This window comes from Thermodesulfovibrio sp. 3462-1 (genome assembly GCF_040451425.1).
GTDB lineage: Bacteria > Nitrospirota > Thermodesulfovibrionia > Thermodesulfovibrionales > Thermodesulfovibrionaceae > Thermodesulfovibrio > Thermodesulfovibrio obliviosus.
Genome location: NZ_CP144374.1, coordinates 1,197,448 through 1,221,855 on the forward strand (window position 1 = coordinate 1,197,448; position 24,408 = coordinate 1,221,855).

26 protein-coding genes, 1 tRNA gene and 1 pseudogene are annotated in these 24,408 nt (G+C 36.4%); 7 read left to right on the forward strand and 21 right to left on the reverse strand.

Annotation, left to right across the window (positions count from 1 at the left end):
- Nucleotides 1–2 precede the first annotated feature (2 nt).
- The 14 genes and pseudogenes from V4D31_RS06030 to V4D31_RS06095 form a co-directional block, all read right to left on the reverse strand.
- Nucleotides 3–278, reverse strand: coding sequence for a hypothetical protein (locus V4D31_RS06030; RefSeq protein ID WP_353685559.1), 276 nt, complete (start codon nt 276–278; stop codon nt 3–5).
- Nucleotides 253–1,758, reverse strand: coding sequence for a [FeFe] hydrogenase H-cluster radical SAM maturase HydG (hydG, locus tag V4D31_RS06035; protein WP_353685560.1), 1,506 nt, complete (start codon nt 1,756–1,758; stop codon nt 253–255). Before hydG ends, V4D31_RS06030 begins: the two co-directional genes overlap by 26 nt.
- Complete coding sequence (locus V4D31_RS06040; RefSeq protein WP_353685561.1) at nt 1,755–3,170, reverse strand: aspartate ammonia-lyase; 1,416 nt, start codon at nt 3,168–3,170, stop codon at nt 1,755–1,757. The genes hydG and V4D31_RS06040 overlap by 4 nt, the downstream gene beginning before the upstream one ends.
- Nucleotides 3,167–3,430 carry a TM1266 family iron-only hydrogenase system putative regulator gene (locus V4D31_RS06045; protein ID WP_353685562.1) on the reverse strand — a complete coding sequence of 88 codons (264 nt, stop codon included), beginning with the start codon at nt 3,428–3,430 and terminating at the stop codon, nt 3,167–3,169. Before V4D31_RS06045 ends, V4D31_RS06040 begins: the two co-directional genes overlap by 4 nt.
- 126 nt (nt 3,431–3,556) lie before the next feature.
- On the reverse strand, nt 3,557–3,850 hold the full coding sequence (locus tag V4D31_RS06050; protein WP_353685563.1) for a hypothetical protein: 294 nt from the start codon (nt 3,848–3,850) through the stop codon (nt 3,557–3,559).
- Between the two features lie 35 nt (nt 3,851–3,885).
- Complete coding sequence (locus V4D31_RS06055) at nt 3,886–4,212, reverse strand: iron hydrogenase small subunit (protein WP_353685564.1); 327 nt, start codon at nt 4,210–4,212, stop codon at nt 3,886–3,888.
- Nucleotides 4,213–4,224: 12 nt separating this feature from the next.
- Entirely contained in the window at nt 4,225–5,610 is a 1,386-nt protein-coding gene (locus tag V4D31_RS06060) for a [Fe-Fe] hydrogenase large subunit C-terminal domain-containing protein (protein ID WP_353685565.1), read from the reverse strand.
- Nucleotides 5,611–5,629: 19 nt separating this feature from the next.
- Nucleotides 5,630–7,399 (reverse strand): NADH-dependent [FeFe] hydrogenase, group A6, encoded by a 1,770-nt coding sequence (locus tag V4D31_RS06065; RefSeq protein ID WP_353685566.1) that lies wholly within the window; start codon nt 7,397–7,399, stop codon nt 5,630–5,632.
- 19 nt (nt 7,400–7,418) lie between these two features.
- Nucleotides 7,419–7,745 (reverse strand): NADH-ubiquinone oxidoreductase-F iron-sulfur binding region domain-containing protein, encoded by a 327-nt coding sequence (locus tag V4D31_RS06070; protein WP_353687092.1) that lies wholly within the window; start codon nt 7,743–7,745, stop codon nt 7,419–7,421.
- Nucleotides 7,746–7,835: 90 nt separating this feature from the next.
- Nucleotides 7,836–8,243: pseudogene (locus V4D31_RS06075) on the reverse strand (hydrogenase iron-sulfur subunit); the annotation flags it as partial.
- A gap of 216 nt (nt 8,244–8,459) precedes the next feature.
- Nucleotides 8,460–9,698 (reverse strand): beta-ketoacyl-ACP synthase II, encoded by a 1,239-nt coding sequence (fabF, locus tag V4D31_RS06080; RefSeq protein WP_353685567.1) that lies wholly within the window; start codon nt 9,696–9,698, stop codon nt 8,460–8,462.
- A gap of 6 nt (nt 9,699–9,704) precedes the next feature.
- Entirely contained in the window at nt 9,705–9,941 is a 237-nt protein-coding gene (gene acpP / locus V4D31_RS06085; RefSeq protein ID WP_059176190.1) for an acyl carrier protein, read from the reverse strand.
- A 21-nt stretch (nt 9,942–9,962) separates the two neighbouring features.
- On the reverse strand, nt 9,963–10,700 hold the full coding sequence (gene fabG / locus V4D31_RS06090; RefSeq protein ID WP_353685568.1) for a 3-oxoacyl-[acyl-carrier-protein] reductase: 738 nt from the start codon (nt 10,698–10,700) through the stop codon (nt 9,963–9,965).
- Nucleotides 10,701–11,026: 326 nt separating this feature from the next.
- A tRNA-Pro gene (locus V4D31_RS06095) sits at nt 11,027–11,101 on the reverse strand.
- 98 nt (nt 11,102–11,199) lie between these two features.
- Here V4D31_RS06095 and V4D31_RS06100 point away from each other — a divergent pair.
- Genes V4D31_RS06100 through V4D31_RS06125 form a run of 6 tightly spaced genes read left to right on the forward strand, consistent with a single transcriptional unit; the run spans nt 11,200 to nt 15,740 of the window.
- Entirely contained in the window at nt 11,200–11,820 is a 621-nt protein-coding gene (locus tag V4D31_RS06100; RefSeq protein WP_353685569.1) for an MBL fold metallo-hydrolase, read from the forward strand.
- Between the two features lie 4 nt (nt 11,821–11,824).
- Nucleotides 11,825–12,622, forward strand: coding sequence for a biotin--[acetyl-CoA-carboxylase] ligase (locus V4D31_RS06105; RefSeq protein ID WP_353685570.1), 798 nt, complete (start codon nt 11,825–11,827; stop codon nt 12,620–12,622).
- Entirely contained in the window at nt 12,564–13,373 is an 810-nt protein-coding gene (locus V4D31_RS06110) for a type III pantothenate kinase (RefSeq protein WP_353685571.1), read from the forward strand. Before V4D31_RS06105 ends, V4D31_RS06110 begins: the two co-directional genes overlap by 59 nt.
- 9 nt (nt 13,374–13,382) lie before the next feature.
- Nucleotides 13,383–13,826 carry a universal stress protein gene (locus V4D31_RS06115; RefSeq protein WP_353685572.1) on the forward strand — a complete coding sequence of 148 codons (444 nt, stop codon included), beginning with the start codon at nt 13,383–13,385 and terminating at the stop codon, nt 13,824–13,826.
- A 20-nt stretch (nt 13,827–13,846) separates the two neighbouring features.
- A complete protein-coding gene (locus V4D31_RS06120; protein WP_353687093.1) occupies nt 13,847–14,986 on the forward strand; it encodes an NAD(P)/FAD-dependent oxidoreductase in 1,140 nt (379 codons plus the stop codon).
- A 31-nt stretch (nt 14,987–15,017) separates the two neighbouring features.
- Nucleotides 15,018–15,740 carry an energy transducer TonB gene (locus V4D31_RS06125; RefSeq protein WP_353685573.1) on the forward strand — a complete coding sequence of 241 codons (723 nt, stop codon included), beginning with the start codon at nt 15,018–15,020 and terminating at the stop codon, nt 15,738–15,740.
- On the opposite strand, the gene rsfS is transcribed toward V4D31_RS06125, so the two are convergent.
- From rsfS to V4D31_RS06160, 7 genes are read right to left on the reverse strand one after another with little or no spacing between them, the layout of a single operon-like run.
- Nucleotides 15,706–16,119, reverse strand: a complete 414-nt coding sequence (gene rsfS, locus V4D31_RS06130; RefSeq protein ID WP_353685574.1) for a ribosome silencing factor — start codon at nt 16,117–16,119, stop codon at nt 15,706–15,708. The two genes, V4D31_RS06125 and rsfS, sit on opposite strands and share 35 nt — an antisense overlap.
- Nucleotides 16,089–16,817, reverse strand: a complete 729-nt coding sequence (locus tag V4D31_RS06135) for an RsmE family RNA methyltransferase (protein ID WP_353685575.1) — start codon at nt 16,815–16,817, stop codon at nt 16,089–16,091. Before V4D31_RS06135 ends, rsfS begins: the two co-directional genes overlap by 31 nt.
- A complete protein-coding gene (gene argB, locus V4D31_RS06140) occupies nt 16,814–17,689 on the reverse strand; it encodes an acetylglutamate kinase (protein WP_353685576.1) in 876 nt (291 codons plus the stop codon). The genes V4D31_RS06135 and argB overlap by 4 nt, the downstream gene beginning before the upstream one ends.
- Nucleotides 17,686–18,741, reverse strand: coding sequence for a DRTGG domain-containing protein (locus V4D31_RS06145; protein ID WP_353685577.1), 1,056 nt, complete (start codon nt 18,739–18,741; stop codon nt 17,686–17,688). The genes argB and V4D31_RS06145 overlap by 4 nt, the downstream gene beginning before the upstream one ends.
- 29 nt (nt 18,742–18,770) lie before the next feature.
- Complete coding sequence (acs, locus tag V4D31_RS06150; RefSeq protein WP_353685578.1) at nt 18,771–20,858, reverse strand: acetate--CoA ligase alpha subunit; 2,088 nt, start codon at nt 20,856–20,858, stop codon at nt 18,771–18,773.
- A 41-nt stretch (nt 20,859–20,899) separates the two neighbouring features.
- Nucleotides 20,900–21,850 (reverse strand): ketopantoate reductase family protein, encoded by a 951-nt coding sequence (locus V4D31_RS06155; RefSeq protein ID WP_353685579.1) that lies wholly within the window; start codon nt 21,848–21,850, stop codon nt 20,900–20,902.
- A 13-nt stretch (nt 21,851–21,863) separates the two neighbouring features.
- Nucleotides 21,864–24,068: a PBP1A family penicillin-binding protein gene (locus V4D31_RS06160; RefSeq protein ID WP_353685580.1), complete on the reverse strand. Its 2,205-nt coding sequence runs from the start codon at nt 24,066–24,068 to the stop codon at nt 21,864–21,866.
- A gap of 80 nt (nt 24,069–24,148) precedes the next feature.
- Between V4D31_RS06160 and rd the strand changes: the two genes are divergently transcribed.
- Complete coding sequence (gene rd / locus V4D31_RS06165) at nt 24,149–24,310, forward strand: rubredoxin (protein ID WP_353685581.1); 162 nt, start codon at nt 24,149–24,151, stop codon at nt 24,308–24,310.
- Nucleotides 24,311–24,408 lie beyond the last annotated feature (98 nt).

Below are 24,408 nucleotides of genomic sequence, written 5' to 3' on the forward strand. Positions count from 1 at the left end.
CATCAACAATCTCCGCCGTTTATTGCAACCTTGCAGAGACTGACCACAGCTTCTTTTTCCTTTATCTTTTCCCACTCATTTGATACAATCGCATATCTCTCACTCAAATAAATAACCTCTGAAGGAAGAAAGGAGTCCTCCCTATGTCCAGCTATGTATGAATGTCTCTTTCCCATAATTTCAACAAACCAGATGTTTGCTCCATATTTTTCTTTAACATAGTTAGCTATTTCATCAAATTTTTCAATGAGATTAGAAGTAGAGGTCTCTTTCTCCATTCTGAATCCTCCTGTAGTATTCAAGAAGCTTGTTATAAACTTTCTCTGGAACACGCTCCCTTAGCTCTTCAAGCTCTTTCTGGATAACCTTTTCACCTGCTGCCTTAGTCTCAGGAGAAGCAAAGTCATCAAGCCATTCTCTGAATGTGAGAACTGCATTGAGCTTACAAAATACAGCTTCTTTACCTGTTCTAAGCAGTGTCATAATACGCTCACCTGTTCTTCCGCAACGGTATCCTGCAGTGCAAAAGCTTGTAATCATTCCCATTTCTGCAAGTTCGCGGATAACTTCATCAAGACTACGGGTATCCCCAAGTTCAAACTGCTGACGCTCAAGTTCCTGCTCATTATATCTATCTGAGTATGCGCCTATGCCAATTCGGGTTGAGGCATCTGTCTGAGTAATCATTCCAGAAGCAATAATTTCTCTTCGAATGTGCGCTGGCTCACGAGCAGTGAGAATCATTCCTGTATATGGAACAGAAAGCCTTATCACAGCAATGAGCTTTTTAAAATCTTCATCAGAAACCCTGTATCTTGTTTCCTGAACAAATGGAGTATTGGCAGCAGGTTCAAGTCTTGGAAAAGAGATTGTATGAGGACCGATGCCAAACTGTTTCTCAAGGTCTCTTGCATGATAGAGAAGTCCCATAACTTCAAATCTCCAGTCATAAAGTCCAAACAAAACACCAAGTGCTACATCATCAACTCCCGCTTCCAGAGCCCTGTGATGACAGTAAAGTCTCCATTGATAATGAGCCTTAATCGTGCCCTTAGGATGAAGTTTTTCATATGTTTCATGATGGTATGTCTCCTGAAACACCTGATAAGTGCCAATTCCAACTTCCTTAAGCATCTTTAAATCATCAATGCTCATTGGTGCAGCATTTACATTAACTCTTCTTATCTGCCCATATCCGTTTCTTGTTTTTACTCTAACTGAGTATATTGTCTCAATTGTATCTCTTATGTATTGAGGTCCTGTTAAAGGATGCTCACCATAAACAACAATTAGACGCTTGTGTCCAATCTCTCCTGCTAAAACCTCAGCTTCTCTTCTGACTTCATCAAGAGTAAGAACTCTTCTTTTTATCACATGATTGTCTCGTCTGAATCCGCAGTAAAGACAGTTGTTCACACATAAATTGCCACAGTAAAGAGGAGCAAATGTGACAATTCTGTTATCATAAACCTTTTTCTTTACTTTGCCTGCAGCATCAAATATCTCCTGCCACAGTTCAGGATCCTTTACATTAAGAAGAGCTGCGGTTTCATCAGGTTCAAGAGTTTGAATTGAAAGAGATTTTTGAATTATTTCTCTAATCCTTGCTGGTTCAGGGTTTGAATTATCTATTAATTTCTCCCATATTTCTTCATCGTTTATGAAATCTTTACCTCCATCCATATACTTTGTTACTTCATCCTCTTTAATAACTTTTTCCATCCATGTTTTTTCCTTTTTTGTTAATACTGCTGTCATTTTAATTCCTCCTTTAAATATTTAATCCCGGCAAAGCCAGGAGTTGTAAGCTCTTCAGGTAAAGTAATTTTTTCAATCTGTTGTTTTGAGAAATACCCTTTTTCTATCAATAAATCTTCAACTTTTCTACCAGTTCTAACAGCTTCTTTATAAATTTCTGCACAGGTTTCGTATCCAAGATAGGGGCTAAAAGCCGTTATTACTGAGCAGCTACGATCAAGAAGTTCCTTACATCGAGCTATATCAACAAAAATTCCAGCCACACATTTTTCTCTAAAAATCCTGTATGTTTCTTTAAGGAGCTTAAGTGAACCAATAAGCTCATGGGCAATTAAAGGAACAAATGGATTGAGCTCAAGATTGCCAAGACTGCATGCATAACTGACTGCTATATCTGAAGCAATCACTTTTATTCCAACCTGAGTTACCATCTCAGGTATTACAGGATTTACCTTTCCGGGCATTATTGAAGAGCCAACCTGAACTTGAGGGAGTATCAGCTCTCCAATTCCTGCTCGAGGACCTGAACTTAAAAATCTTAGATCAGAGGCAATCTTTATCAAGTCTGCTGCAAGAGTTTTCAAAAATCCTGATACTTCTGAAAAGGTGTCTGTATTCTGGGTTGCTTCAAAGAGATTTTCAGCTTTTGCAAGAGGCAGTCCTGTAAACTCTCTAAGTTTTTCAATTGCTATTGATATAAATGCTTTTGGACAATTAAGCCCTGTTCCCACAGCTGTTCCACCAAGATTAATTTGACGAACTCTTTCTTCTGCTTTGTTAATTCTCCACCAATCTCTGTTTAAAGCTTCTGCCCATGCTGAAAACTCCTGCCCTGCTGTCACAGGAACCGCATCCTGCATCTCGGTTCTGCCAACTTTCAAAATTTTTGCATACTCTTTTTCTTTTTTTTGAAACTCTCCCTGAAGCAAAGCAACTTCATGAGCAAGCTCTTTCAAAAGTTTTATAACCGCTACTTTTACTGCTGTTGGAAACACATCATTTGTTGACTGACTCATGTTTACATCTTCAACAGGATGTATAATGTCGTATCTGCCTTTTTCAAATCCAAGAAGTTCAATGGCTCTATTAGCAATAACTTCATTGATATTCATGTTAATTGAAGTGCCTGCTCCACCTGAAAGTGCAGGAACAATAACTTCACTGTCAAACATACCCTTAGCAACTTCATCACAGGCAGACAATATTGCCTTTGCCTTTTGCTCAGAAAGAAGTCCAAGCTTTGTGTTTGCCCATGTACAGGCTTTTTTAACCATTGCCATTGCCCATATGAGTTCTCTGTGCGGCAATGCAGCACTTACACAAAAGTTTTCCCTTGCCCTTAATGCATGAATTCCGTAATAGGCATCAGAAGGAATACTTTTTTCTCCAATTGAGTCTCTTTCTATTCTCAAGTTTCCTCCTTATTTATCGGAATTAAAAGACTTTTTACTGTAACGCCTTTTATACTTCCCAGTTTTCCTGTAAGAGAGCCTATTTTGTCTGTATCGCCTTCTACAAAAAGAGATATAAAACCTGTGTCCAGTTCTTTTTGAGGGATTCCCATTCTTCCGATGATTATTTCTGAATGCTCTGAGAGGATTTTATTTACTAAGGAAGCATTCTTTTTTCTGTCACTGACTATTATTCCGACAATTCCAATCTTTTGTTTCATTCCTTGACCTCAGGTAACTCCCTCAGTCTTAGTTTTAACTTTCAAGCCCTTATCTTCAGGACAAAGTCCTTCAGAATCAGGCAAAAACTTAATTTTTTAAAATTTTAAAAAAAAATTAAAAAAAAGTCAACCTACTACAACACTTCCACCCTCAAGGACATTCTTTAAAGCAAACAGTTCATCTACAATTTCTTCATCATCAATATCTTCTAAAACTTCTTCAATAATATCGCTAAGCTTTTTTACATATTCATCATTCAATATGAACCAGTCATTGTATACACCTTTTAATGCTTCTGTGTCATAAAGAAGATAATTTTTCCTTGAGAGTATTTCCGAAATTTTTATCACTTTTTCTATTGGTGCAAACCAATAATTTCTATTTCCAAGACTATAATAAACCAACATCTTTAGTTTCATTTAAGGGAGCTCCAGATGGAGCTCCCTTTGTTTATTTAAACTCTTGCTTTGTAATGAGTATGGAGCAGTGCTTCACTTATCTCACTCAGTGGATGATGTGCAAACTCAGAGTAAAATTTCTTTATCATTGGATTTTCATGGGAAGCAGCCATTTTGAACTTTTCTCTCATTATGATATCATCTTTATACTGTCCTGCCTGTCTTGCTTTAATTAGATTGATTCTTTGTCTTCCAACAGGGGTGTCAAAGAAGTTATTACTGATGAATTCTTTGCCATAGCCAAGTTTTGGAAATCCAGTAAGTAAAACAAATGATGTTAATCCAGCAAATTTTATAAATGCTCTTCTTGTTATGTTTCCCATTTCACACCTCCTTTATTTCTTTGCTGAGCCAGCAAGAGCATAAAGAAATTTTTCCCACAAACTGAGTTCAACTGGATGGCAAGGCTGTCCACCACCATTTATGCATCCACCTGGACATGTCATTACTTCAATAAAGTGATAAGGACTTTTACCTGCAACTACATCTTCAATCACAGGTTTAAGATGAGCACCATCAGGCCCTATTCCGTTTACAACACAAACTTTTATATTAAGTTGATCTGTTTTGAAAGCTTTTTTATAATCTGCTTTTAATGGCACAGGAATTGTGGCAGAAACAACAGGATGCCTATATCCTCTTACATCTTCAAAATCCCACTGAGGACTCATTGCTTTTGGTTCAAGCCCTGAAAGAACATGGAAAGCAAATCTTACTGCTGCTTCCATAACTCCGCCACTAACACCAAATATAGTAGCACCACCTGTATATTGCATAAAATCTTTTGGCTGTCTTTCTTCAGGAAGCTTCATTGGATTAATATTGAGTTTTCTGAAAACCTCTGCAAGGTCTCTTGTTGTAAGAACAGCATCTACATCTCTCATTCCACTTATTTTTAAAAATCTTCCTGCAGAATCAAATTCAGGACGGGATGCCTCAAATATTTTTGCTGTACAGGGCATTACTCCAACTGTGAAAATATTTTCAGGCTTTACCTTCCAGACATCTTTAGCACCATAGGTTTTTGCTGTGGCTCCTGCCATCTGCTGAGGTGATTTACAGGAAGAAATATTTGGTAATACTTTTGGATAATAAATTTCCGCATACCTTACCCATGCAGGACAACAGGATGTGAATTGAGGAAGAGGTTTGTGTTTAAATTCTTCTACTTCAAGAACTATCTTTTTACCCCACAGTTCAACTGGAAGTTCCTTTAGTCCTGAATGAGCTGCAACTCTTGCAAGAAGTTCTGTTCCTTCTTCAAGAATTGTCTGGTCAGCAGCAAAGTTGTTTTCATAAATATCAAATCCTGCTGTTTTTAAAGCTGCCCAGAGTCTTCCTACTGTTAAAGTTCCAGGCTCAGCTCCAAATTCCTCTGCAATTGCAACTCTTACAGCAGGAGCAATAATTGCAACCACCTTTGTTTTTTTGTCTTTAAGCTTTTCAATAACATGATCAACAAAGCTCATCTGCTCAATTGCACCAAAGGGACAGTTAAGTAAACACTGTCCACAGTTAATACATCGGTCAACATCAATTGAGTGTTTTTCTCCTACAGAGCCTTTAACAGCTCCTGCAGGACATACAGTTCTACAGGTATCACATCCAACACATGTTTCCTGATCAATTTTGATAATTCCTCTTAACTCTCCTTTTCGATAAGTTCCAGTGTCATTTGGAACTCCTCCATCACCTTTGAAAGTTTTAACTTTCCTTACCATACAACCCCCCTTGTTTTAGTTATTTTTTACCTCTTGGAGTGTAATGAGTGTGAAGCAGTTGATGAGACTTATGTCCAAGAGGTTCCTTAAGGAATTCTTTATAAATTGCTTGAATTTCAGGGTTTTCATGACTCTTTCTGATAGGTAGTTTCTTATCTCTTTCATAAATTCCTTTTATACGAAGCTCTCTCTCTTCAACAGTTGTCGGAATCGGCTGCCCGCCTCCACCAATACATCCACCTGGACATGCCATAATCTCTATAAAGTGATAATCCTTAAGCTCCCCTGCCCTTATCTTATCCATGAGCTGTCTTGCTGCACCGAGTGAATGAGCAACAAGAACCTTTACTGTTACTCCGTTCATATTTACTGATGCCTCTTTAATGTCCTTCATTCCTCTTACATCTTCAAAATCAAGTCTTGGAAGGGTTTTTCCTGTAACAACTTCATAGGCTGTTCTTAAGGCTGCTTCCATAACTCCACCTGTTGCACCAAATATTTGGGCAGCTCCAGTTCCTTCACCCATTATTGGATCATACTTTTCATCCGGAAGATTTGCAAAATCAATTCCTGCCTCACGAATCATCCTTATGAGCTCTCTTGATGTAAGCACTACATCCACATCTCTCGTAATATTGGGATTGTTCCAGTATTTAGAAGCTGCATTCATCTCTGGACGGGCTGCTTCGTATTTCTTTGCTGTGCAGGGCATAATAGAAACAACAAAAATATTTTCAGGATTTATTCCTTTTTTCTCAGCATAGTATGTTTTTGCAATTGGCCCTAACATCTGCTGAGGTGATTTACAAGAAGAGATGTGAGGAATTAAATCAGGATAAAACTCCTCAACAAACTTTATCCATCCAGGTGAACAGGATGTAAATTGAGGTAGAACCCCATTGTTCTTGATTCTGTGAATGAGCTCATATCCTTCTTCCATTATTGTCAGGTCTGCTGACCAGTTTGTATCAAAAACTGCATCAAACCCAAGTCTTTTCAGTGCTGCAACCATTTTTCCTGTAATGTCAGTTCCAACAGGAAGTCCAAAGGCTTCTCCTATTGTTACATGGGTAGCAGGTGCTGTTTGAACAACTACATGTTTGTTTGGATCAGCAATTGCTTCCCATACTTTCCATGTGTCATCCTTTTCAACTATTGCAGCAGTAGGACACACAAGAGCACACTGCCCGCAGGCAACGCATTGAGTTTCAATGAGAGGTAGTCCACCTTTTGGTCTTACAACTGCATCAAAACCATTTCCATAAAGCTCCAAAGCATCAACTGTCTGTAAAACCTTGCAGGCAGTAATACATCTTTGACAGAGAATACATTTATTTGGATTTCTCATTATTGATGGAGATGAATCATCTATTGGGAAATCTTTTTTCTCTCCCTGAGGTCTTATCTGTCTAACATTGAGTTCTGCACAGATTGCCTGCAGCTCACATATACCATTTTTTGGACATGTAGGACAGTCAAGATGATGGTCACTAAGCATCATCTCAAGATTAAGCTTTCTTGCTGCAATAACTTTGGGAGTATGTGTACGAATTACCATGCCTTCTTCAACAGGTGTGTTGCAGGATGATACAAGATCCTTTTTACCCTCTACTTCTACAACACAAACCCTGCATGCTCCCACATCATGTTTTATATGTCTTAATCCAACATGTTCAAGAAAACAAAGAGTAGGAATTTTAACCCCTGCTTTTTCTGCAGCCTTAAGTATTGTTGTTCCCTCAGGCACTGTAACTTTTTGCCCGTCAATTGTAAGTGTTACATTGGCCATTTTTTCTCCTCCCCTAAAATTATTTCATCATTATTGATTGCCAGCCAGGATTGGCTGGGATTGTATGCCCACAGCTTCCTTTAATGTGTGCATCAATATCATTTTTGCAGTACTGAAGAGCAAACTTCACAGCCTTACCTGCCATTTTTCCGAGATCACACTTGCTTGATGCACCAATATCCTCTGCAAAATCATAGAGAAGAGAGAGTTCTCTGTCTGAAATTGAACCATTAAAAATTTTTTTGACAATTTCCTGCATTCTCTTTGTGCCGATTCTACATGGAATACATTCAGCACAGGAGTTTTGTTGGGTGTAGTCAAGGAAAAAGTCAATTATTTCTGCCATGCATTTATCCTCTTCCCAGAAAAGCTTTCCTGCTGAACCAACTGTGGCAACAGTTCTTGAAAGAGTTAGCCAGTCAACATCAACTGGTGTTTTAATTGAAAGAGGACCGAGAGCTTTTATTTTTCCAACAAAATCCCTTGCAACCTGGGCAAATTTAAGTCCTTCTGCTCCTGAAATCCACTCAAGTCTTACCCTTTCCTTTGGAATTCCTATAACTTCAAGAAATCTTGTAAGTAAATTGAATCTTCTGTTGGCATAATAATTTCCAGTTCTATAATGACAGTCTCCTGGATGACAGCCAGCAACTAAAACTCCATCAGCACCTGATAAAAAAGCTTTAATGATAAACTCTGGTTCCACTCTTCCACTACAGGGAACTCGAATTGCACATAAATTAGGTGGATAACTATACCTCAATGAACCTGCCAGATCACATCCTGCATAACTACACCAATTACACAAAAAGGCAATAATCTTGGGCTCAAACCCTTGCTCCATCGCCAAACCTCCTCACAATTTTTTCTTGTTGTGCTTTCTTAGCTTGAGGCCAACCTTCTGGCAGGCAAGTTCAAAGAGTTTTTTATAAAGGCTTCTGCCTTTTTAGACCTTCCTGGTAATTTTCTACAAAAATTATATATGAACTTTTGATCTTTGTCAAGCCCCCCGAATTGCCTCTGTGACTTTACTTTAGGAATAACACCCCTGTATCTTCCCTTAAAATTTTTTAAATACAAGGGAAGCATTTGTTCCACCAAAACCAAATGAGTTTGTTATTGCATACCTAATTTCTTTCTTCTTTGGTTTATAAGGAACATAGTCAAGGTCGCATTCGGGGTCTGGATTGTCAAGATTAATGGTTGGTGGGACAATATTTTCATAAATACTTAAAACTGTAAAAATTGCTTCAACTCCACCAGCAGCACCAAGAAGATGTCCTGTCATAGATTTTGTAGAGCTTACGCAGAGTTTGTAGGCATGTTCACCAAAAACTGTCTTTATTGCCTGAGTCTCAAGCTCGTCTCCTTGCTTTGTCCCTGTTCCATGTGCATTTATATAATCAACTTCTTCTGGATGAATTCCAGCATCATTTATTGCCATTTTCATACATCTTGCTCCACCCTCTCCTTCTGGTGCAGGTGCTGTAATATGATAGGCATCTGAACTCATTCCATATCCGACAAGTTCTGCATAAATTTTTGCTCCTCTTTTCAAAGCATGTTCAAGCTCTTCAAGAATAATAATTCCACTTCCTTCACCCATTACAAATCCATCTCTATCAATGTCAAAAGGTCTGCTTGCTTTTTCAGGCTCATCATTTCTTGTTGAAAGAGCTCTCATTATGGCAAATCCTGCTACCGCCATTGGTGTGATAACAGCCTCTGTGCCACCTGCAATCATTACATCCGCATCTCCATACTGAATCATTCTGAAAGCTTCTCCAATTGAATGATTTCCTGTTGCACAGGCAGTTGTTACTGCAAGATTTGGTCCCTTTATTCCATATCTTATGGATATCTGACCAGCAGCAAGATTAACAATAACCATAGGAATGAAAAATGGAGTTACCCTTTTCCATCCTTTCTCAAGCAATAATTTGTGGTAATATTCAATGGTTGGAAGTCCTCCCATGCCTGAGCCAATCACAATTCCGATTCTTTCAGAATTCTGAGGAGTGATTTTTAAACCTGAATCCTGCAGTGCCATCTCAGTGGCAGCAATTGCAAAATGGATAAATCTATCCATTTTTTTTATTTCTTTTTGTTCAATGTAGTTCGCAGGATCAAAACCTTTAACTTCTGCTGCAATTCTTACAGGATAGTCTTTCGCATCGAAATGGGTAATATAAGAAACTCCAGATTTGCCCTGAAGAATTGCCTCCCATGTAGATTTAACATCAAGACCGAGAGGGGAAACCATTCCCATCCCGGTCACAACAACTCTTCTTTTACCCATAAAATATTATGCCTGACCTGTTTTATTTTTTATGTACTCAATTGCATCCTTTACCTTGCTAATCTTTTCAGCGTCCTCATCCGGAATCTCAATACCAAATGCCTCTTCAAATGCCATAACCAGCTCAACAGTATCAAGAGAGTCTGCTCCAAGGTCCTCCACAAAGGATGCTTCAGGGGTTACCTGAGATACTTCAACACCAAGCTGTTTTGCTATAATTTCCTTTACCTTTTCTTCTACCATTACTTACCTCCTTTTCTTTTTTTACATGTACATTCCGCCATTTACATGAATAACCTGTCCGGTTATGTATCCAGATTCTGGCAAAGCCAGAAATATTATAGCGTTTGCAACATCCTGCGTTGTTCCAAATCTCTGAAGTGGAATCATACGTAGCATCTCTTCTTTAACTTTTTCAGGCAACTGCTCTGTCATGGCTGTTTGAATAAAACCTGGAGCAACAGCATTAACAGTAATTCCTCGGGAAGCATACTCTTTAGCCAGAGTTTTTGTTAAAGCTACCAGTCCTGCTTTAGATGCTGAATAGTTAACCTGTCCAGGATTTCCTATAAAAGCCACAACAGAGGCAATATTTATAATTCTACCATACTTGTTTTTTGACATGATTTTCACTGCTTCACGGCAGCATAGAAATGCACCTTTAAGGTTTATGTTTAAAACAGCATCCCATTCTTCATCTTTCATCCTTATAAGAAGATTATCTCTTGTTATTCCTGCATTGTTTACAAGAATATCAATTTTAGAAAATTTTTTAACTGCTTCATCAAAAAGCTTTCTTACATCTTCTGAATTAGAAACATCTGCTTTAACTCCTAAGGTTTCAACACCATAAAGAGATTTAATTTCTTCTGCAACTTTTTCAGCATTACCTCCATTTATATCAACAATTACAGTGTTTACTCCTCTTTTAGCAAACTCTTCTGCAGTTGTTCTACCAATACCTCTTGAAGAACCAGTTATTATAGCTGTCTGCCCTTTCATAAAAAACCTCCCTTCATCAGCATTCTCTGAAAGTAAAATTATAAAAAAATTCTCTCTAAAAATTCCACTCCGAATTGCCTCATTAAAAATCTATTCAAAAAGGATATCTTCGAGGTATCCCTATACCACAACCGCTCGTATACCTTATTTGTTCTAAGAAAAAACAGCCAAAAAATTATCCCTTTTAATAAAACATAAAAAGCCTGACTAAATAAGTGTTCGTAAATCCAGAAACAGGTATAGATACTACTGCATAATTTTGGAAAACATGTTTTATGACAAAATCATGACAAAATTGCCAAAAAGTAAAGCTTCGATTTTATTTATCGGGGCGAGTGGATTTGAACCACCGACCCCCTGCTCCCAAGGCAGGTGCGCTATCCAAGCTGCGCTACGCCCCGATATTTTTTAAATTACAAGAAAGCATTGGAAAAAGTCAAATTGTTAACTCTTCTTAAAATTTAGTATTATATATCAAATACCTTCCAGGAGGTGTAAGATGGTAGAAAATATTAAATGGCTTGGGCATGATACTTTTAAAATTATTGGAGAAAAGATAATTTACACTGATCCATTCCAAATTAAAAAGCCTGATAAGGCTGATATTCTTCTCATCACCCATGAACATTATGACCATTTCAGTCCTGAAGATATTAAAAAGCTTTTAGCGCCTCATACAGTGCTTGTTCTTCCAGAGGACTGTTCTGGCAAAATTAAAGCAAAAGAAGTTATTGTTAAACCAGGAGACAGAATTACTGTAGAAGGTATAGAAATAGAGGCTGTTCCATCTTACAACACAAACAAAAAATTTCATCCAAAGGAAAAAGGATGGGTTGGCTATATTTTTAAAGTAATGGGTAAAAGAATTTATATTGCTGGAGATACGGATTATATTCCAGAGATGAAAACCTTTAAAGATATTGATATTGCTTTGCTTCCAGTTTCAGGAACCTATGTTATGACTGCAGAAGAGGCTGTTCAGGCTGCACTGGATATTAACCCTAAAATAGCAATTCCCATGCACTATGGAAGTATTGTTGGTTCTGAAAAGGATGCTCAAGAGTTTGCTAAAAAACTTAAAGGGAAAATAGAAGTAATAATACTTAAACCTGAGGAGTAAGAGCATGGAATTTACAGGTGAAGATTTAAAGAAGTCATTACCTTCTGGGTTGGAAATAGGAAAAGAAATTGTGGTTTATGATGAGGTTGAATCAACCAATTCTAAGGCAAATGAGCTTTTAAAACAGGGTTATCCTTCTGGAACCGTTGTGATTGCAGACAGACAAACAAAAGGTAAAGGGAGATTAGGTAGAACATGGATTTCACCTTCAGGAAAAAATCTTTATATGAGCATTGCTTTGAAACCAGGTATTCCTCCAAAATATGCTACACTGCTTACTTTAACAAGTGTTGTGGCTTGTACAACAGCATTAAGAAGATATACTGACATACCTGTGATGATTAAATGGCCTAATGATATGCTGATTGATGATAAAAAAATTGGCGGGATTCTGACAGAAATGAAGATTGAAGGAGAAAAAATAAAGTCTGCTGTTGTTGGTATTGGTATTAATGTGAATATGACAGAAGAAGATATACCTGAAGAGATCAAAGATATAGCTTCTTCTCTTAAAATATACAAGGGAGAAGATTTTTCAAGAGAGATTCTTATAGTAGAGATAATTAAAGAGTTTGATAAATGGTATCAATTGCTTGAAAAAAGACAGAGAAAAACAATTATTGACCGCTGGATGCAACTCAGTGGCACCATTGGAAGACAGGTTAAGATAGTTTTAGCAGATAGAGAACTTGTTGCTACAGCAGAAGCAATAGATGAAGAGGGTAGGCTCATAGTAAAACTTAATGATGGAACTTATGAAAAAATCTGTGCAGGAGATGTCACTTTACTCAGGGCAAAATGAACTCGTGGCGATTAAAATAGGAAATTCTACTGTGAATTTCGCTTTTTTCAGAACGCCTTGCTGTTCTGATTTTGATATGATTTCCTTTGAGACAAAGGAAATATTAAATTGGGAATATGATAGTCTTTGTCGTCTTTTCAGTAACCATCAAAATTGTGATTGTATAGTTTGTTCTGTTGTGCCAGAGCTTACAGAAAAATTTTTTTCTTTTTTAAAAAAAGTTTACAATAAAGTCATTGTCATCACCTCTAAAACTCCTTCAGGACTGTCTTTAAGAATTCGTAATCCAGAGTCTTTTGGAGTTGATAGACTTGCTGCTACAGTGGCTGCGTATGAATTATTCAAAAAAAATATAGCAGTTGTAGATGCTGGAACAGCTACCACAATAACAGTTGTCACCCAGGAAGGAGAAATTCTTGGAGGAGCAATAATGCCTGGACTGGGTACGATGAATTATTCTCTTAAAGAAAAAACAGCCAGCTTACCATTGGTGGATCTGGAAAAGGATTTTGATGTTCCTGGAATAGATACTCATTCAGCAATTCTAAGCGGAATACTGCTGGGGACAGTATATGCTATTGAGGGAATAATAGGGGATATTGAAAAAAAAATAAACCATAAGCTTGAAATTGTTTTAACCGGTGGATACTCTCAGTTACTTTCAAAATACATGCATAAAAAACATTTATTAAATAAACATCTTGTAATTGAGGGTATGAGATTGATATACTTAAAAAACATTAAAAATTAGGAGGGCATTATGAAATTCCAGAAGATTCTTTTACCAACAGATTTTTCAGATGAGTCATTGTACGCTCTTTCTTATGCTGTAGACCTTGCAAAAATGTTTAATGCAAAGTTATATCTTCTACATGTCATCTACGATATTGAGAAAGCATCAAATCTTCACATTCCACATCCGTCAATAACAGAGCTTTACAAGGACCTTGAGGCTCATGCTAAAAAGAATCTTGATAGTTTCGGAGCGGATATGCTTGAAGACTTCAAAAATGTTGAAACTGCTGTGTTAAGAGGCATTCCATATGAAGAAATTATCAAATATGCAAAAGAAAACAAAATTGATTTAATCATTATTGGAACACTTCCAAGAAGTGGCGTTGAAAGGTTTTTTGTGGGCAGCACAACACAGAGAGTTATTAGAAATGCTCCATGCCCTGTATTGGTAGTGACTAAAAAGCAATAAATTGAAAAATTCTGTTGAAAGTGGAATGTGAAGTTTTAGTTGTTGGTGGTGGACCAGCTGGTAGCACTGCTTCAAGACTACTTGCAGAAAAAGGGATAGAAACTGTCTTAATTGAAAAAAATCTTTCCTTTAATAAGCCCTGTGGAGGAGGAATCCCATCTGCAGGGCTAAAAGAATTTAATATTTTAAAGGAAATTCAAAAAGAGGTTGAATTTAACAGAGCAACAAAAGTAAAAATATTTCCTCCCTTTTCAGAACCAATAGAAGTTTCACTTAGAGATGGAGAGATTCTGATTTTTAATCGTCAAAATTTTGATTCCTTTTTAAGAAAACTGTCTGAAATCAGAGGAACAAATGTTATTGAAGCAGAACTGGTAAACATAGAAAATCTTGGCAATAAGTTTAAATCAACGGTAAGAGAAAAAACAGGTAAAATTATACAAATCTATTCTGAATATATCATTGCTGCCGATGGTGTTAACTCAAAGGTTTGTGCGCTTACAGGATTGCCAAAACCTGATTATTACTGGACAGTAAGCCTCCATATTCCTTCAGATTCACAAACAAAAGATACATGTGAGTTCTGGTTTGGTAATGCCCATGCTTCATTTTTTTACTCATGGGTTTTTCCAGGCACAAACTATTTATCAGTGGGAACTGGTTCAGAGGACATTAGAAAGCTAAAGAGTCTTATTGAAGGTTTTCTTAAAAAAAGATTTGAATTGCAGGCAGATTATGTTTCACTTAGAGCTTATAAGATTCCGAGATGGAAGAAAAGAAAATTTTTTATGAATAATATTCTTTTTTGTGGAGATGCTCTAGGCACTGTAATGCCTGTTTCCTTTGAAGGGATATATTATTCTATGAAATCTGCCCAATTTGCCTCAGAAGCAATCATTCAAAAAGATTTAAAGTTATATGAAAAGCTCTGGAATGAAAATTTTTTAAGACAATTCAGCATAATGAAGAAGTTTCAAGATTTTATGTTTGGCAACGATGAAAGAATGGATCGCTGGCTTAATATTCACAGAGACCCTGCCATTCAGGAACTTGCAATGGCTTTATGGTTAAAGAAAAAACATGGAAAGAAACTTATCCCTCTTTATTTAAAAGCCTTCGGAAGCCTTATTTCAAGAATTGCTCAATTTAAGATAAAATAAAATTGTGAAGAAAGCTCTATTGTATTCCTGCATGTTTCATATTTCACTATTTATATTTATCCTGATTTTACAGGATTATTTTAGACCTGCCAAACCTCAAGAACCTGTCTCAGTAGTAATTGTGCCTGTAACTCCTCAAATGCCCAAATTTTCACCATCTTTCAAAACTCCTCCACCAAAACACCTTGAAAAACTTCCTCCCATCAGAGAATTAAAACAGCCAAAATATTTAAGTGCTATTCCAAAGGGAAATCAGGGACAAAGCACAGAGAAACAGAAAGAAACAGCTTCTTCAGGAAATTTGAAAACAGAAAAACACTTTAAAGAATTAACTCCTGCACAGTCTCCAGATATTTTTGATAAAGATGTAATTGCCAGGCTTTCAAGAAAACATCAAAAAAGTAAGGAAGTAGAACAATTACGAGGATTAAGTTTTTCAGCAAAAGAATTCAATGACTGGGGATATCTTGAAAGGCTAAAGGAAAAAATAGAAAGAGTCTGGCAGTATCCTCCTCAGGCTGCAGAAAGAGGTATATATGGTGATCTTTATATAAGATTTACAATTAACAAAAAAGGCAAACTTTTGTCTGTAGAACTTGTAAGGACTTCAGGTTACAGAATGCTTGATGATGCAGCAATAAAGGCACTGAAGGATGCTGAACCATTCTGGCCTCTTCCTGATGATTGGCAGAAAGACAGCCTTACAATAACAGGACATTTTATCTATACACTACATGGCTTTTATCTAAGGTAAATTCTGTCTGAATTCTCGGAGCATCAAGCCATAGTCTCTCAAGATCATAAAATCTTCTTGTTTCTTCTAAAAATATATGAACAATTACATCACCATAATCCATTAAAACCCAGTGAGCATAAGAAAATCCTTCTACAGAATAGGGTTTATATCCCTCAATTCCCATACTCTCTTCTAAATACTCCGTAAGAGCTTTTACCTGTGTTGTACTTTCAGCAGAACATATGACAAAGTAATCAGTGATTATAGTAAGATCTTTAAGCTCAAGAATCGTAATGTCCTGTGCTTTTTTATCATAAAGCAATTTTGCTGTTTTTAAAGCCTTCTGTTTTGAATCCATCTGTTTAATTATATCATATTTTTTTGATAAAACTTCCATTCAACTAAAAAACTTACCAGAGAAACTGAAACAATAGATGCTGTTTCTGCCTTTAAAATTCTTTTGCCAAGCGATGCTATTTTTATATTGTTTTTTTCTGCTTGAACAACTTCTTTTTCGCTAAAACCTCCCTCAGGTCCTGTTAATAAAAATATATCTTCGTAAGGATTAATCTCAAAAATTATTTGCATTAAAGGATTTGTTGCCTTTTCCCAGAAAAGGATTCCATTTTTTATATTCTTAATTAATTCCGGGAAAGATGTTACATCTTCTACTTTAGGAACAATGCTTCTTCGTGCCTGCTCGGAAGCTTGTTTTGCTATTTTCCTCCATCTTTCAGTTTTACGAGTTTCCTTTACAACAGATCTTTCACTTACAAAGGGAATTATTTTTTTTACTCCCAGCTCTGTTGCTTTCTGTATGACCATTTCCATTTTTTCACCTTTTAAAATTGCCTGACATAAAACTATTGAAAAGGCATCTTCAGTGTGAAGTTCTTCCTCTTCAAGAACTTGTATGCTTCTGTCATCAATTATTTCTGCTTGAAAGTTTTTTCCTCTACCATCAAAGATTGAAATAATATCTCCTGCCTGACATCTTAAAACATTGAAAAGATATTTCTGGTCCTGACTTGAAAGCTTTATAATTTTTCCTGGAAAAATTTCACAGTATTGAATACATATTCTTGGCTTAGTCATTTAACAACTTCAGTGCCAACCCCTTTTTGGGTAAAAATCTCAAGAAGTAAACTATGAGGAATTCTTCCATCTATTATGTGAGTTTTTTTAACATTGCCTTCAAGTGCGTTAAGACAGGCATAAACCTTTGGAATCATTCCTCCAGTAATAATTTGCTGTTCAATTAATTTGAAAGCTTCTTGTATATTCAAAGTAGGGATAAGATTATTAATTTCATCGGTTATTCCCTGTACATCAGTAAGAAGAATGAGTTTTTCAGCTTTTACAGCTACAGCAATTGCAGAAGCTACTGTATCAGCATTAATGTTGTAGCTACATCCAGAATTGTCAAAGCCTATTGGAGCTACAACAGGGATAAAACCTTTATCCTGAAGACTTTCAAGTACCTCTATACAAACTTTTTCTATTTCACCAACAAATCCTAAATCAACTTCTTCATTGTTTATTTTCAAAAGCTTTTTCCTTGTTTTAAGCAATTTCCCATCTTTACCTGTAAGTCCAACAGCCTTGCCACCGTGAGAGTTAATAAGTTGAACAATTTCTTTGTTTATAACTCCTCCAAGAACCATCTCTACAATTTCCATAGTTTCTTTATCAGTAACTCTGTGGCCATGTATGAATTGGGGCTCTTTGCCAAGCCGTTTCATAACTTCTGTAATTTTAGGTCCACCCCCATGAACAACAACAGGCTTTATTCCAATGAAATTTAGAAGCACAATATCCTGAGCAAAGGCTTCTTTAAGCGAAGGATCTTTCTGAGCAGCACCACCGTATTTTATTACAAAGGTTTTTCCATAGAATTTTCTTATATAAGGAAGTGCTTCAACAAGAATGTTTGCTTTTTCAAGGAGTGCCTGGGATATATTATTCATTGAGTCCTTCTCAAAAACTCCTCTATATCAAATTCATTGCTTATGATTTCTTTTGCTTTCATTGCCTTGTCTTTTTCTCTTATAACAGCTTTGCCCATAAGTTTTTCCATTCTATCAACTGCTGTAAATGTATCCATAGGAGTAACAATAATCGGAATACCTTTAGCTTTAGCAATTCCTGTTACAGTTTCATTGACATGCATTCCTCCTGTAAGTATAAGGCACTTTGTTGATGTCTCCATTGCTACTATCTGGATGTCTGTTCTGTGAATTCCTGTTATAACTGCTTTATTCGGTATTCTTAAAAAGTATGAGAGAGCTGTTTCAGGATCCATTGCTCCAATTGAAAGATTCTCAACAAAATCATCAAGTTTATTCTCACAACAGACAAGCCCTCCATTTACTGCTTCCATAAGTCTTCTCACTGTGACAGCTTCAAGAAATTTATCTTTCTTAAAAACTCCTAAAACTTTTATCCCCTTTCCTTCAATAAAGGGCACAGCTTTTTCCCTGACATGATGAAATTGCTCAGAAGGCACTTTATTTATAACTGCACCAGTAAATTTTTCACTAATTAACTGTCTTATGCCGAATATATCATCCATTGCAAGCTCACTATCCCAGTGCTGAATTGCTATAACTCTGCCATCTGTTTCCTTTATTAAACTTATGGCATCAATTCCCAGTGTAAATCCTTCAAATATGTTATTTGGTCCAACAACTATTACAAAATCTTTATTGCTCTGTTTTGTAAAGGAGTTTATAACTTTTTCCTTTATTTTTAAATCACCGCCTTCAAAAAGTCTGTACTGTGTTTCATAAGTGAAAACAAAAGGAGATATTACACTTAAAGGCTCTTCAAGCCCTAAAAGTTCCTTTATGAAGACAGCTTCTTCATCAAATATTTCCTCGCCTTTTTTAATGGGAATTCTTCCAAGAGGTCTTATATATCCTATTTTAAATCCTCGTTCCTGAAGTGTAAGAGCCAGGCCTAAGGCAAAAAAGTTTTTCCCTGTGAAGGCTCTGTTTGATATTATAAAAATTGGTATCATTTCTCCCTCCTTCTAAACTCCTTCGCTCTTTAAATTATTATTCTTGCATCAAGCCCAATACCACCGTTATTGAATACCATATAAGGATTAATGTCAATTTCCTTAATCATGGGAAAATCCATAACCAGCCTTGAAAGCTTTTTTATGCAACTTGCTATGTCATTTTTATCGTATGGTTTTTCACCCCTTACTCCATCAAGTATTCTGCTTGCCTTTATCTCATTTATCATATCAAAGGCTTCCTCTTCTGTAACTGGAACTATTCTAAAAGAAACATCCTTGAGCACTTCCACATAAATTCCTCCAAGTCCAAACATAATCATGTGTCCGAAGGTTCTGTCATAACTTACACCAAGAATTACTTCTTTACCTCCGCTAACCATTTCATAAATCATTACACCTTCTATGTATGCTTCAGGCATAACTCTTTTAACATTTGTTGTTATTTCTACAAAAGCGTTGTAAACAGCTCTTTCATTGTTGAGATTGAGTTTTACTCCGCCAACATCTGTTTTATGAAGAATATGAGGTGAAGATACTTTCATAACAACTGGATATCCAATTCTTTCTGCAATTGCAACAGCCTCCATTGGTGTTTTTGCCAGTGCTCTCTCAGGGAAAGAAAATCCATACAGTGAAAGTATTTGCATTGCTTCTTCTCCGCCAATTTCTGATATTCCCTGTGATTTCAGAGTTTGAATAATTTCTTTTGCTTTTTCAATGTGTTCTCGTGGTACTTCTATTTGAATTTCGCTGGATATTTTTTTCTTCTTGAGTTCTGCAAATTCAATAAGTTTTCCATAGGCATTAATTGCAACAGTTGGATCACTAAAACAGGGAATTTTTGATTGTTTAAGCTTATTTACAGCATTTTTTACTCTCTGCCCTCCAATAAATGCTGCAAAAACAGGTTTTTCTGTATCACGAGCAGAATCAACTACAACATCTGCTACCTGATCAACATCTGTCATTGCCTGGGGAGTGAGAATCACACAAATTCCTTCTACAGCCTCATCTTTAGTAGCCTGCTCAAGAACAACTTTATACCTCTCAGAAGTCGCATCTCCAATTATATCAACAGGGTTATAAAGAGAGGCAGTTGGAGGAAGTTTTTCAGCTATTGCGTCTATTGAAGCTCTGGTCATTGGATCAAGTTTTATCTTAAGGCTATCTGCTGTATCAGCTGCAATAATTCCTGGTCCTCCAGCATTTGTAATAATTAAAAGTCTTCTGCCTTTAGGAATTTTTCTTGAAATAAACATCTCAGCTGTGTCAAACAATTCCTGAATGCCTGATGCTCTTATTATTCCTGTTTTTCTAAATGCTTCTGTAAAAGCTCTATCAGAACCAGCAAGGGCTCCTGTATGACTGGAAGCAGCACGGGCACCTGCTTCAGTAGCACCAGATTTAATCAATACTACAGGTTTTATTTTTGTAACCTCTTTAGCAACCTCAAGAAATCTTTTGCCATCCACAACATCTTCAATATATCCAAGAATTACATCAGTCTCTGGATCTGATGCAAAGTATTCAAGAAAGTCTGTTTCGTTAAGGTCTGCTTTGTTACCGAAACTTACAAATTTTGAAAAACCGAAGTTATTCTCTAATGCCCAGTCTATAATTGCAACTCCCAGTGCTCCTGATTGGGAAAAAAAGGCAACTCTTCCAGCTGGAGGCAGCTGAGCAGCAAAGGTAGCATTCATCTTATTTTTAGTGTTCATCACACCAAGACAATTGGGACCTACCATTTTCATTCCAGAGGATCTCACAATTTCTACTATTTCTTTTTCTCTTGCTACTCCATCTCCTCCAACTTCTTTAAAGCCTGCTGTAATAACAACCACACCTTTAACTCCTGCCCTGGCACAATCCTTTAAAGTTTCTGCTACTGCTTTGGCTGGAATTACAATTATCGCAAGGTCAACTTTATCAGGGATAGCTGATACAGAAGGATAACAGGGCAGTGAAAGTATTTGAGTTCTTGAAGGATTTACAGGATATATTTTACCTGAGTATCCATTAATAAGATTTTTAAGAACAGCATTGCCGACCTTTTTTTCTTCAGCAGATGCTCCAACAACAGCAATGGAATCTGGATTAAATATAAAATCAAGCATGGGATAATTTACCATAAGAATAAAGCCAAATGCAAAAGAAATTATTTATTTTTCATCATAAGTTTTTCTTTCACTTTAATAAGATTTGTGATTGTTTCATTTACAGGCACGGATAAATTGCATTCTTTAGCAAGCTTAACAATCGCACCATTTAATGCATCTATCTCAGTTTTTTTACCCTGCTTTATATCGTAATACATTGATGGAAAATGCTTTGCTGTAGGTGGAACGAGTTTTTCATAAAAATGCTGAAGATACTCTTTGTAGTCCTTCCAGTTAAGTTTTATCTTGTTTATCTTTACCACATTGAATATTTCTTCAACAATTTTATTCATTATTTTTCTTGTTTCTTCGTGCTCTGCCAGAGTGCCATAACTACATTCAAGAATTGCTCCAAGAGGATTTAATGCAGAGTTATAAAGAATTTTATCCCACAAGATAGCATAAACATCGTGAGATACTCTTGTAGGAAGTCCTGCTTCATTAAAAACTTTTGCAATTTCAATTAATTTTTCCTCAGGAACTGCCTTATCTGGTTGTCCCACAATTATATCATCAGCAAAAACAGTGACTTCAGCTGTGCCAACTTCAACAATTTTTGCACCAAAAATTATTCTTGAAAGAATAACTTTTTGTCTGCCAACAATAGAGCTTGCCACTTCATAGTTTCCATATCCATTTTGAGCAAGTAAAATCAGAGTATTCTGCCCTACGATTGGTTTAATTTGATTAATAGCGGTTTCAGTATCATAAGCTTTTACTGAAACAATTATAAGGTGAGGAGCTTTGTTTTTAATTTGTTCGGTATTTGTAAAGATACCATCAAGTTGAGCTTCTTTATTGCCAAAAAGTCCTTTTATCCTTAGTTTTCTATCCTTTAAATGAGTGATGTATTTTTCTTTTGTCAATCCAAAAACAGTATGTCCCTGAGATTTAAGACAGGTGGCAAAAACTGTTCCCAATGCACCCAGTCCAAAAACAACTATTTCCATATTAAAACTCCGTTTATCTTGGCATAGATTTAATTTCTTTATTAGTAGAGTCTTTTGGAGATTCAGGATTTGAATTATCTGTGGTTTCCTGGGTAACAGCTGGACAGATAAAGTCCTGGATTTCTTTATTGGACAGAGCTTCTTTCATAAATTGTGCCCAAATTGGAGCAGAAACTCTTCCACCTGCCTCTCCAGCTCCAAGACTTTTTCTCATGTCATCATAGCCAACCCATACACCTGCTACAAGTTGAGGAGTGTATCCAATAAACCAGGCATCCTTAAAATCGTTGCTTGTGCCAGTTTTACCTGCCACAGGTCTTCCAATATTTGCTCTTGTTCCTGTTCCATAATTTACAACATCTTTGAGCATATCAGTAATGGTATAAGCAACCTCAGGCGATATTGCATCTTCCAATTGTGGTTCATTGTTAAGTAACACTTTTCCAGATGCATCACTTACATATTTTATTGCAATTGGTTTAATTTTTTTACCTCCATTTGCGAACACAGCAAAGGCTGAGGTTAACTCCAAAGGAGAGACACTGAGGCTACCAAGTGCTAAAGTCAGATCCGCAGGCATTTCTGAGTTAATTCCAGCTCTTCTGGCGAGGTTTACAATTGAATCAACTCCAAGCATTTCTGCTAATCTTACTGTTGGAACATTTCTTGAATAAGCCAAAGCTACCCTCAATGTAATCTCGCCCCAAAATTGACCATCATAATTTGATGGTGACCATTCTTTAAGTCCTGTTCTGTAACTAACCGGTTCATCAAGGATGGTGCTTTCAGGTTTAAATCCTTTTTCGATTGCTGTAGCATACACAAAGGGTTTAAAACTACTTCCAGGCTGTCTTCGTGCATAAACAGCTCTATTAAATTCTCCTCTTTGGAAACTGTATCCACCAACCATTGCTCTTATATATCCTGTCTGCGGATCCAATGCAACAACTGCACCTTCTATTTCAGGTTCCTGCTCAAGGGCAAATAAAATTTCTTTACCAATTGATTTGAATCTGACCATTATAACATCTCCTGGATGTAAGATATCCGTAAGATGGAAATTTTTTATTACTCTGACTTTTCCTGAAGAATCTATTACTTTACTTGCCCATAAAGCATCTTGTAAATTCAGTTTTCCTTTCAATCCTCTTGCTTTAACAACTGCTTGATTTGGCAAAACTGAGATGACAACACCTTTTGCAATATCTCCAACTGTTGGGCTAAAAGCAACCTTTTCTTCTTTTTGTTCATTATCTTTTAGAGAGACTTTTCCAATTGGTCCACGCCAACCAATTCTTTTATCAACATCTCTAAGCCCTTCCTGTAATGCTTTTTGAGCTGCCCGTTGAGCATGGGGGTCAAGGGTTGTGTAAACTTTTAAATTACCTTTGTAAATTTTTTCAATATCAAAGTTCTCTTCAAGCTGTTTTCTCACATACTCAAGAAAATAATTGTAATTTTCAGTTGAAATTCTCAATGAACTCAGATGAATAGGTTGCATAGAGGCTCTTTTTCTTTCCTGAGGAGTAATCAACTCTTCCTTTTCCATTCTTTCAAGTACTGTTTCCTGACGCTGTTTTGCCCTGACAAGGTCATTGTATGGTGAGTATGTATTTGGAGCTCTTATTAATCCTGCAAGTAAAGCTGCCTCAGGCAGAGTAATTTCATGAACTGACTTGCCGAAATATATTCTTGATGCCATTTCAACACCATAGGCTCCATGTCCAAAATAAACATTGTTAAGATAAAGCTCGAGTATTTTGTCTTTGCTCAGTTCCTTTTCAATTTTCATGGCAAGATAGGCTTCCTTGATTTTTCTTGAAATTGTTTTCTCTGGAGTAAGAAACATTATTTTTGCAAGCTGTTGAGTAATTGTACTTCCACCTTCTTTAAGGCTCATATGTAAAATATCAGTGATTAAAGCTCTCCCTATCCCAATATAGTCAATTCCTTTATGTTTCCAGAAGCGATTATCCTCTGTGGCAACTACAGCATCTATGAGATGTTTAGGAATTCGTTTTAATGGAACATATATACCCTTTTGAATCTTAAATTCACCTATTAAAGTTCCATCTTCTGCATATACTTTTGTACCTTGATATGGCTTTACCTTATCAAAATCTTTTATTGAAGGTATGTCTCTAAATAGAGCAAAACCCGCACCTGCCAGGAATGCAATAAGCACAACAACTGTGATTACTATGACTTTAATTTTCATAACAATATTATAACATTGATTTATTAAAAAGAAATAGTTTAAAATGTTTTTAAAATAATTTTTATTAAAAGGAGAAAGCTATGAAAAAGTACAAATGCAGTGTTTGTGGTTATGTTTATGATCCAGCACAGGGAGACCCTGACAGCGGTATTCCAGCAGGAACAGCTTTTGAAAATTTGCCGGATACCTGGAGTTGTCCTGTTTGTGGTGCCACAAAGGATATGTTTGAACCGGAAGAGTAATTTGGAGGAACTTTATGAAATCAATTGAACTTGCTTTAAAAATGGAAACAGATGCTGTAAAGTTTTACACAGAAGCAGCAGAGAAAGTTTCCCATCCT

What these genes read in the sequence shown, in the direction of transcription:
- V4D31_RS06030 (WP_353685559.1), bottom strand. Translation starts at nt 278, where the DNA reads ATGGAGAAAGAGACCTCTACTTCTAATCTCATTGAAAAATTTGATGAA.
- hydG (WP_353685560.1), bottom strand. Translation starts at nt 1,758, where the DNA reads ATGACAGCAGTATTAACAAAAAAGGAAAAAACATGGATGGAAAAAGTT.
- V4D31_RS06045 (WP_353685562.1), bottom strand. Translation starts at nt 3,430, where the DNA reads ATGAAACAAAAGATTGGAATTGTCGGAATAATAGTCAGTGACAGAAAA.
- V4D31_RS06050 (WP_353685563.1), bottom strand. Translation starts at nt 3,850, where the DNA reads ATGAAACTAAAGATGTTGGTTTATTATAGTCTTGGAAATAGAAATTAT.
- V4D31_RS06055 (WP_353685564.1), bottom strand. Translation starts at nt 4,212, where the DNA reads ATGGGAAACATAACAAGAAGAGCATTTATAAAATTTGCTGGATTAACA.
- V4D31_RS06060 (WP_353685565.1), bottom strand. Translation starts at nt 5,610, where the DNA reads ATGGTAAGGAAAGTTAAAACTTTCAAAGGTGATGGAGGAGTTCCAAAT.
- V4D31_RS06065 (WP_353685566.1), bottom strand. Translation starts at nt 7,399, where the DNA reads ATGGCCAATGTAACACTTACAATTGACGGGCAAAAAGTTACAGTGCCT.
- V4D31_RS06070 (WP_353687092.1), bottom strand. Translation starts at nt 7,745, where the DNA reads ATGGCAGAAATAATTGACTTTTTCCTTGACTACACCCAACAAAACTCC.
- fabF (WP_353685567.1), bottom strand. Translation starts at nt 9,698, where the DNA reads ATGGGTAAAAGAAGAGTTGTTGTGACCGGGATGGGAATGGTTTCCCCT.
- acpP (WP_059176190.1), bottom strand. Translation starts at nt 9,941, where the DNA reads ATGGTAGAAGAAAAGGTAAAGGAAATTATAGCAAAACAGCTTGGTGTT.
- fabG (WP_353685568.1), bottom strand. Translation starts at nt 10,700, where the DNA reads ATGAAAGGGCAGACAGCTATAATAACTGGTTCTTCAAGAGGTATTGGT.
- V4D31_RS06100 (WP_353685569.1), top strand. Translation starts at nt 11,200, where the DNA reads ATGGTAGAAAATATTAAATGGCTTGGGCATGATACTTTTAAAATTATT.
- V4D31_RS06105 (WP_353685570.1), top strand. Translation starts at nt 11,825, where the DNA reads ATGGAATTTACAGGTGAAGATTTAAAGAAGTCATTACCTTCTGGGTTG.
- V4D31_RS06110 (WP_353685571.1), top strand. Translation starts at nt 12,564, where the DNA reads ATGATGGAACTTATGAAAAAATCTGTGCAGGAGATGTCACTTTACTCA.
- V4D31_RS06115 (WP_353685572.1), top strand. Translation starts at nt 13,383, where the DNA reads ATGAAATTCCAGAAGATTCTTTTACCAACAGATTTTTCAGATGAGTCA.
- V4D31_RS06125 (WP_353685573.1), top strand. Translation starts at nt 15,018, where the DNA reads ATGTTTCATATTTCACTATTTATATTTATCCTGATTTTACAGGATTAT.
- rsfS (WP_353685574.1), bottom strand. Translation starts at nt 16,119, where the DNA reads ATGGAAGTTTTATCAAAAAAATATGATATAATTAAACAGATGGATTCA.
- V4D31_RS06135 (WP_353685575.1), bottom strand. Translation starts at nt 16,817, where the DNA reads ATGACTAAGCCAAGAATATGTATTCAATACTGTGAAATTTTTCCAGGA.
- argB (WP_353685576.1), bottom strand. Translation starts at nt 17,689, where the DNA reads ATGAATAATATATCCCAGGCACTCCTTGAAAAAGCAAACATTCTTGTT.
- V4D31_RS06145 (WP_353685577.1), bottom strand. Translation starts at nt 18,741, where the DNA reads ATGATACCAATTTTTATAATATCAAACAGAGCCTTCACAGGGAAAAAC.
- acs (WP_353685578.1), bottom strand. Translation starts at nt 20,858, where the DNA reads ATGCTTGATTTTATATTTAATCCAGATTCCATTGCTGTTGTTGGAGCA.
- V4D31_RS06155 (WP_353685579.1), bottom strand. Translation starts at nt 21,850, where the DNA reads ATGGAAATAGTTGTTTTTGGACTGGGTGCATTGGGAACAGTTTTTGCC.
- V4D31_RS06160 (WP_353685580.1), bottom strand. Translation starts at nt 24,068, where the DNA reads ATGAAAATTAAAGTCATAGTAATCACAGTTGTTGTGCTTATTGCATTC.
- rd (WP_353685581.1), top strand. Translation starts at nt 24,149, where the DNA reads ATGAAAAAGTACAAATGCAGTGTTTGTGGTTATGTTTATGATCCAGCA.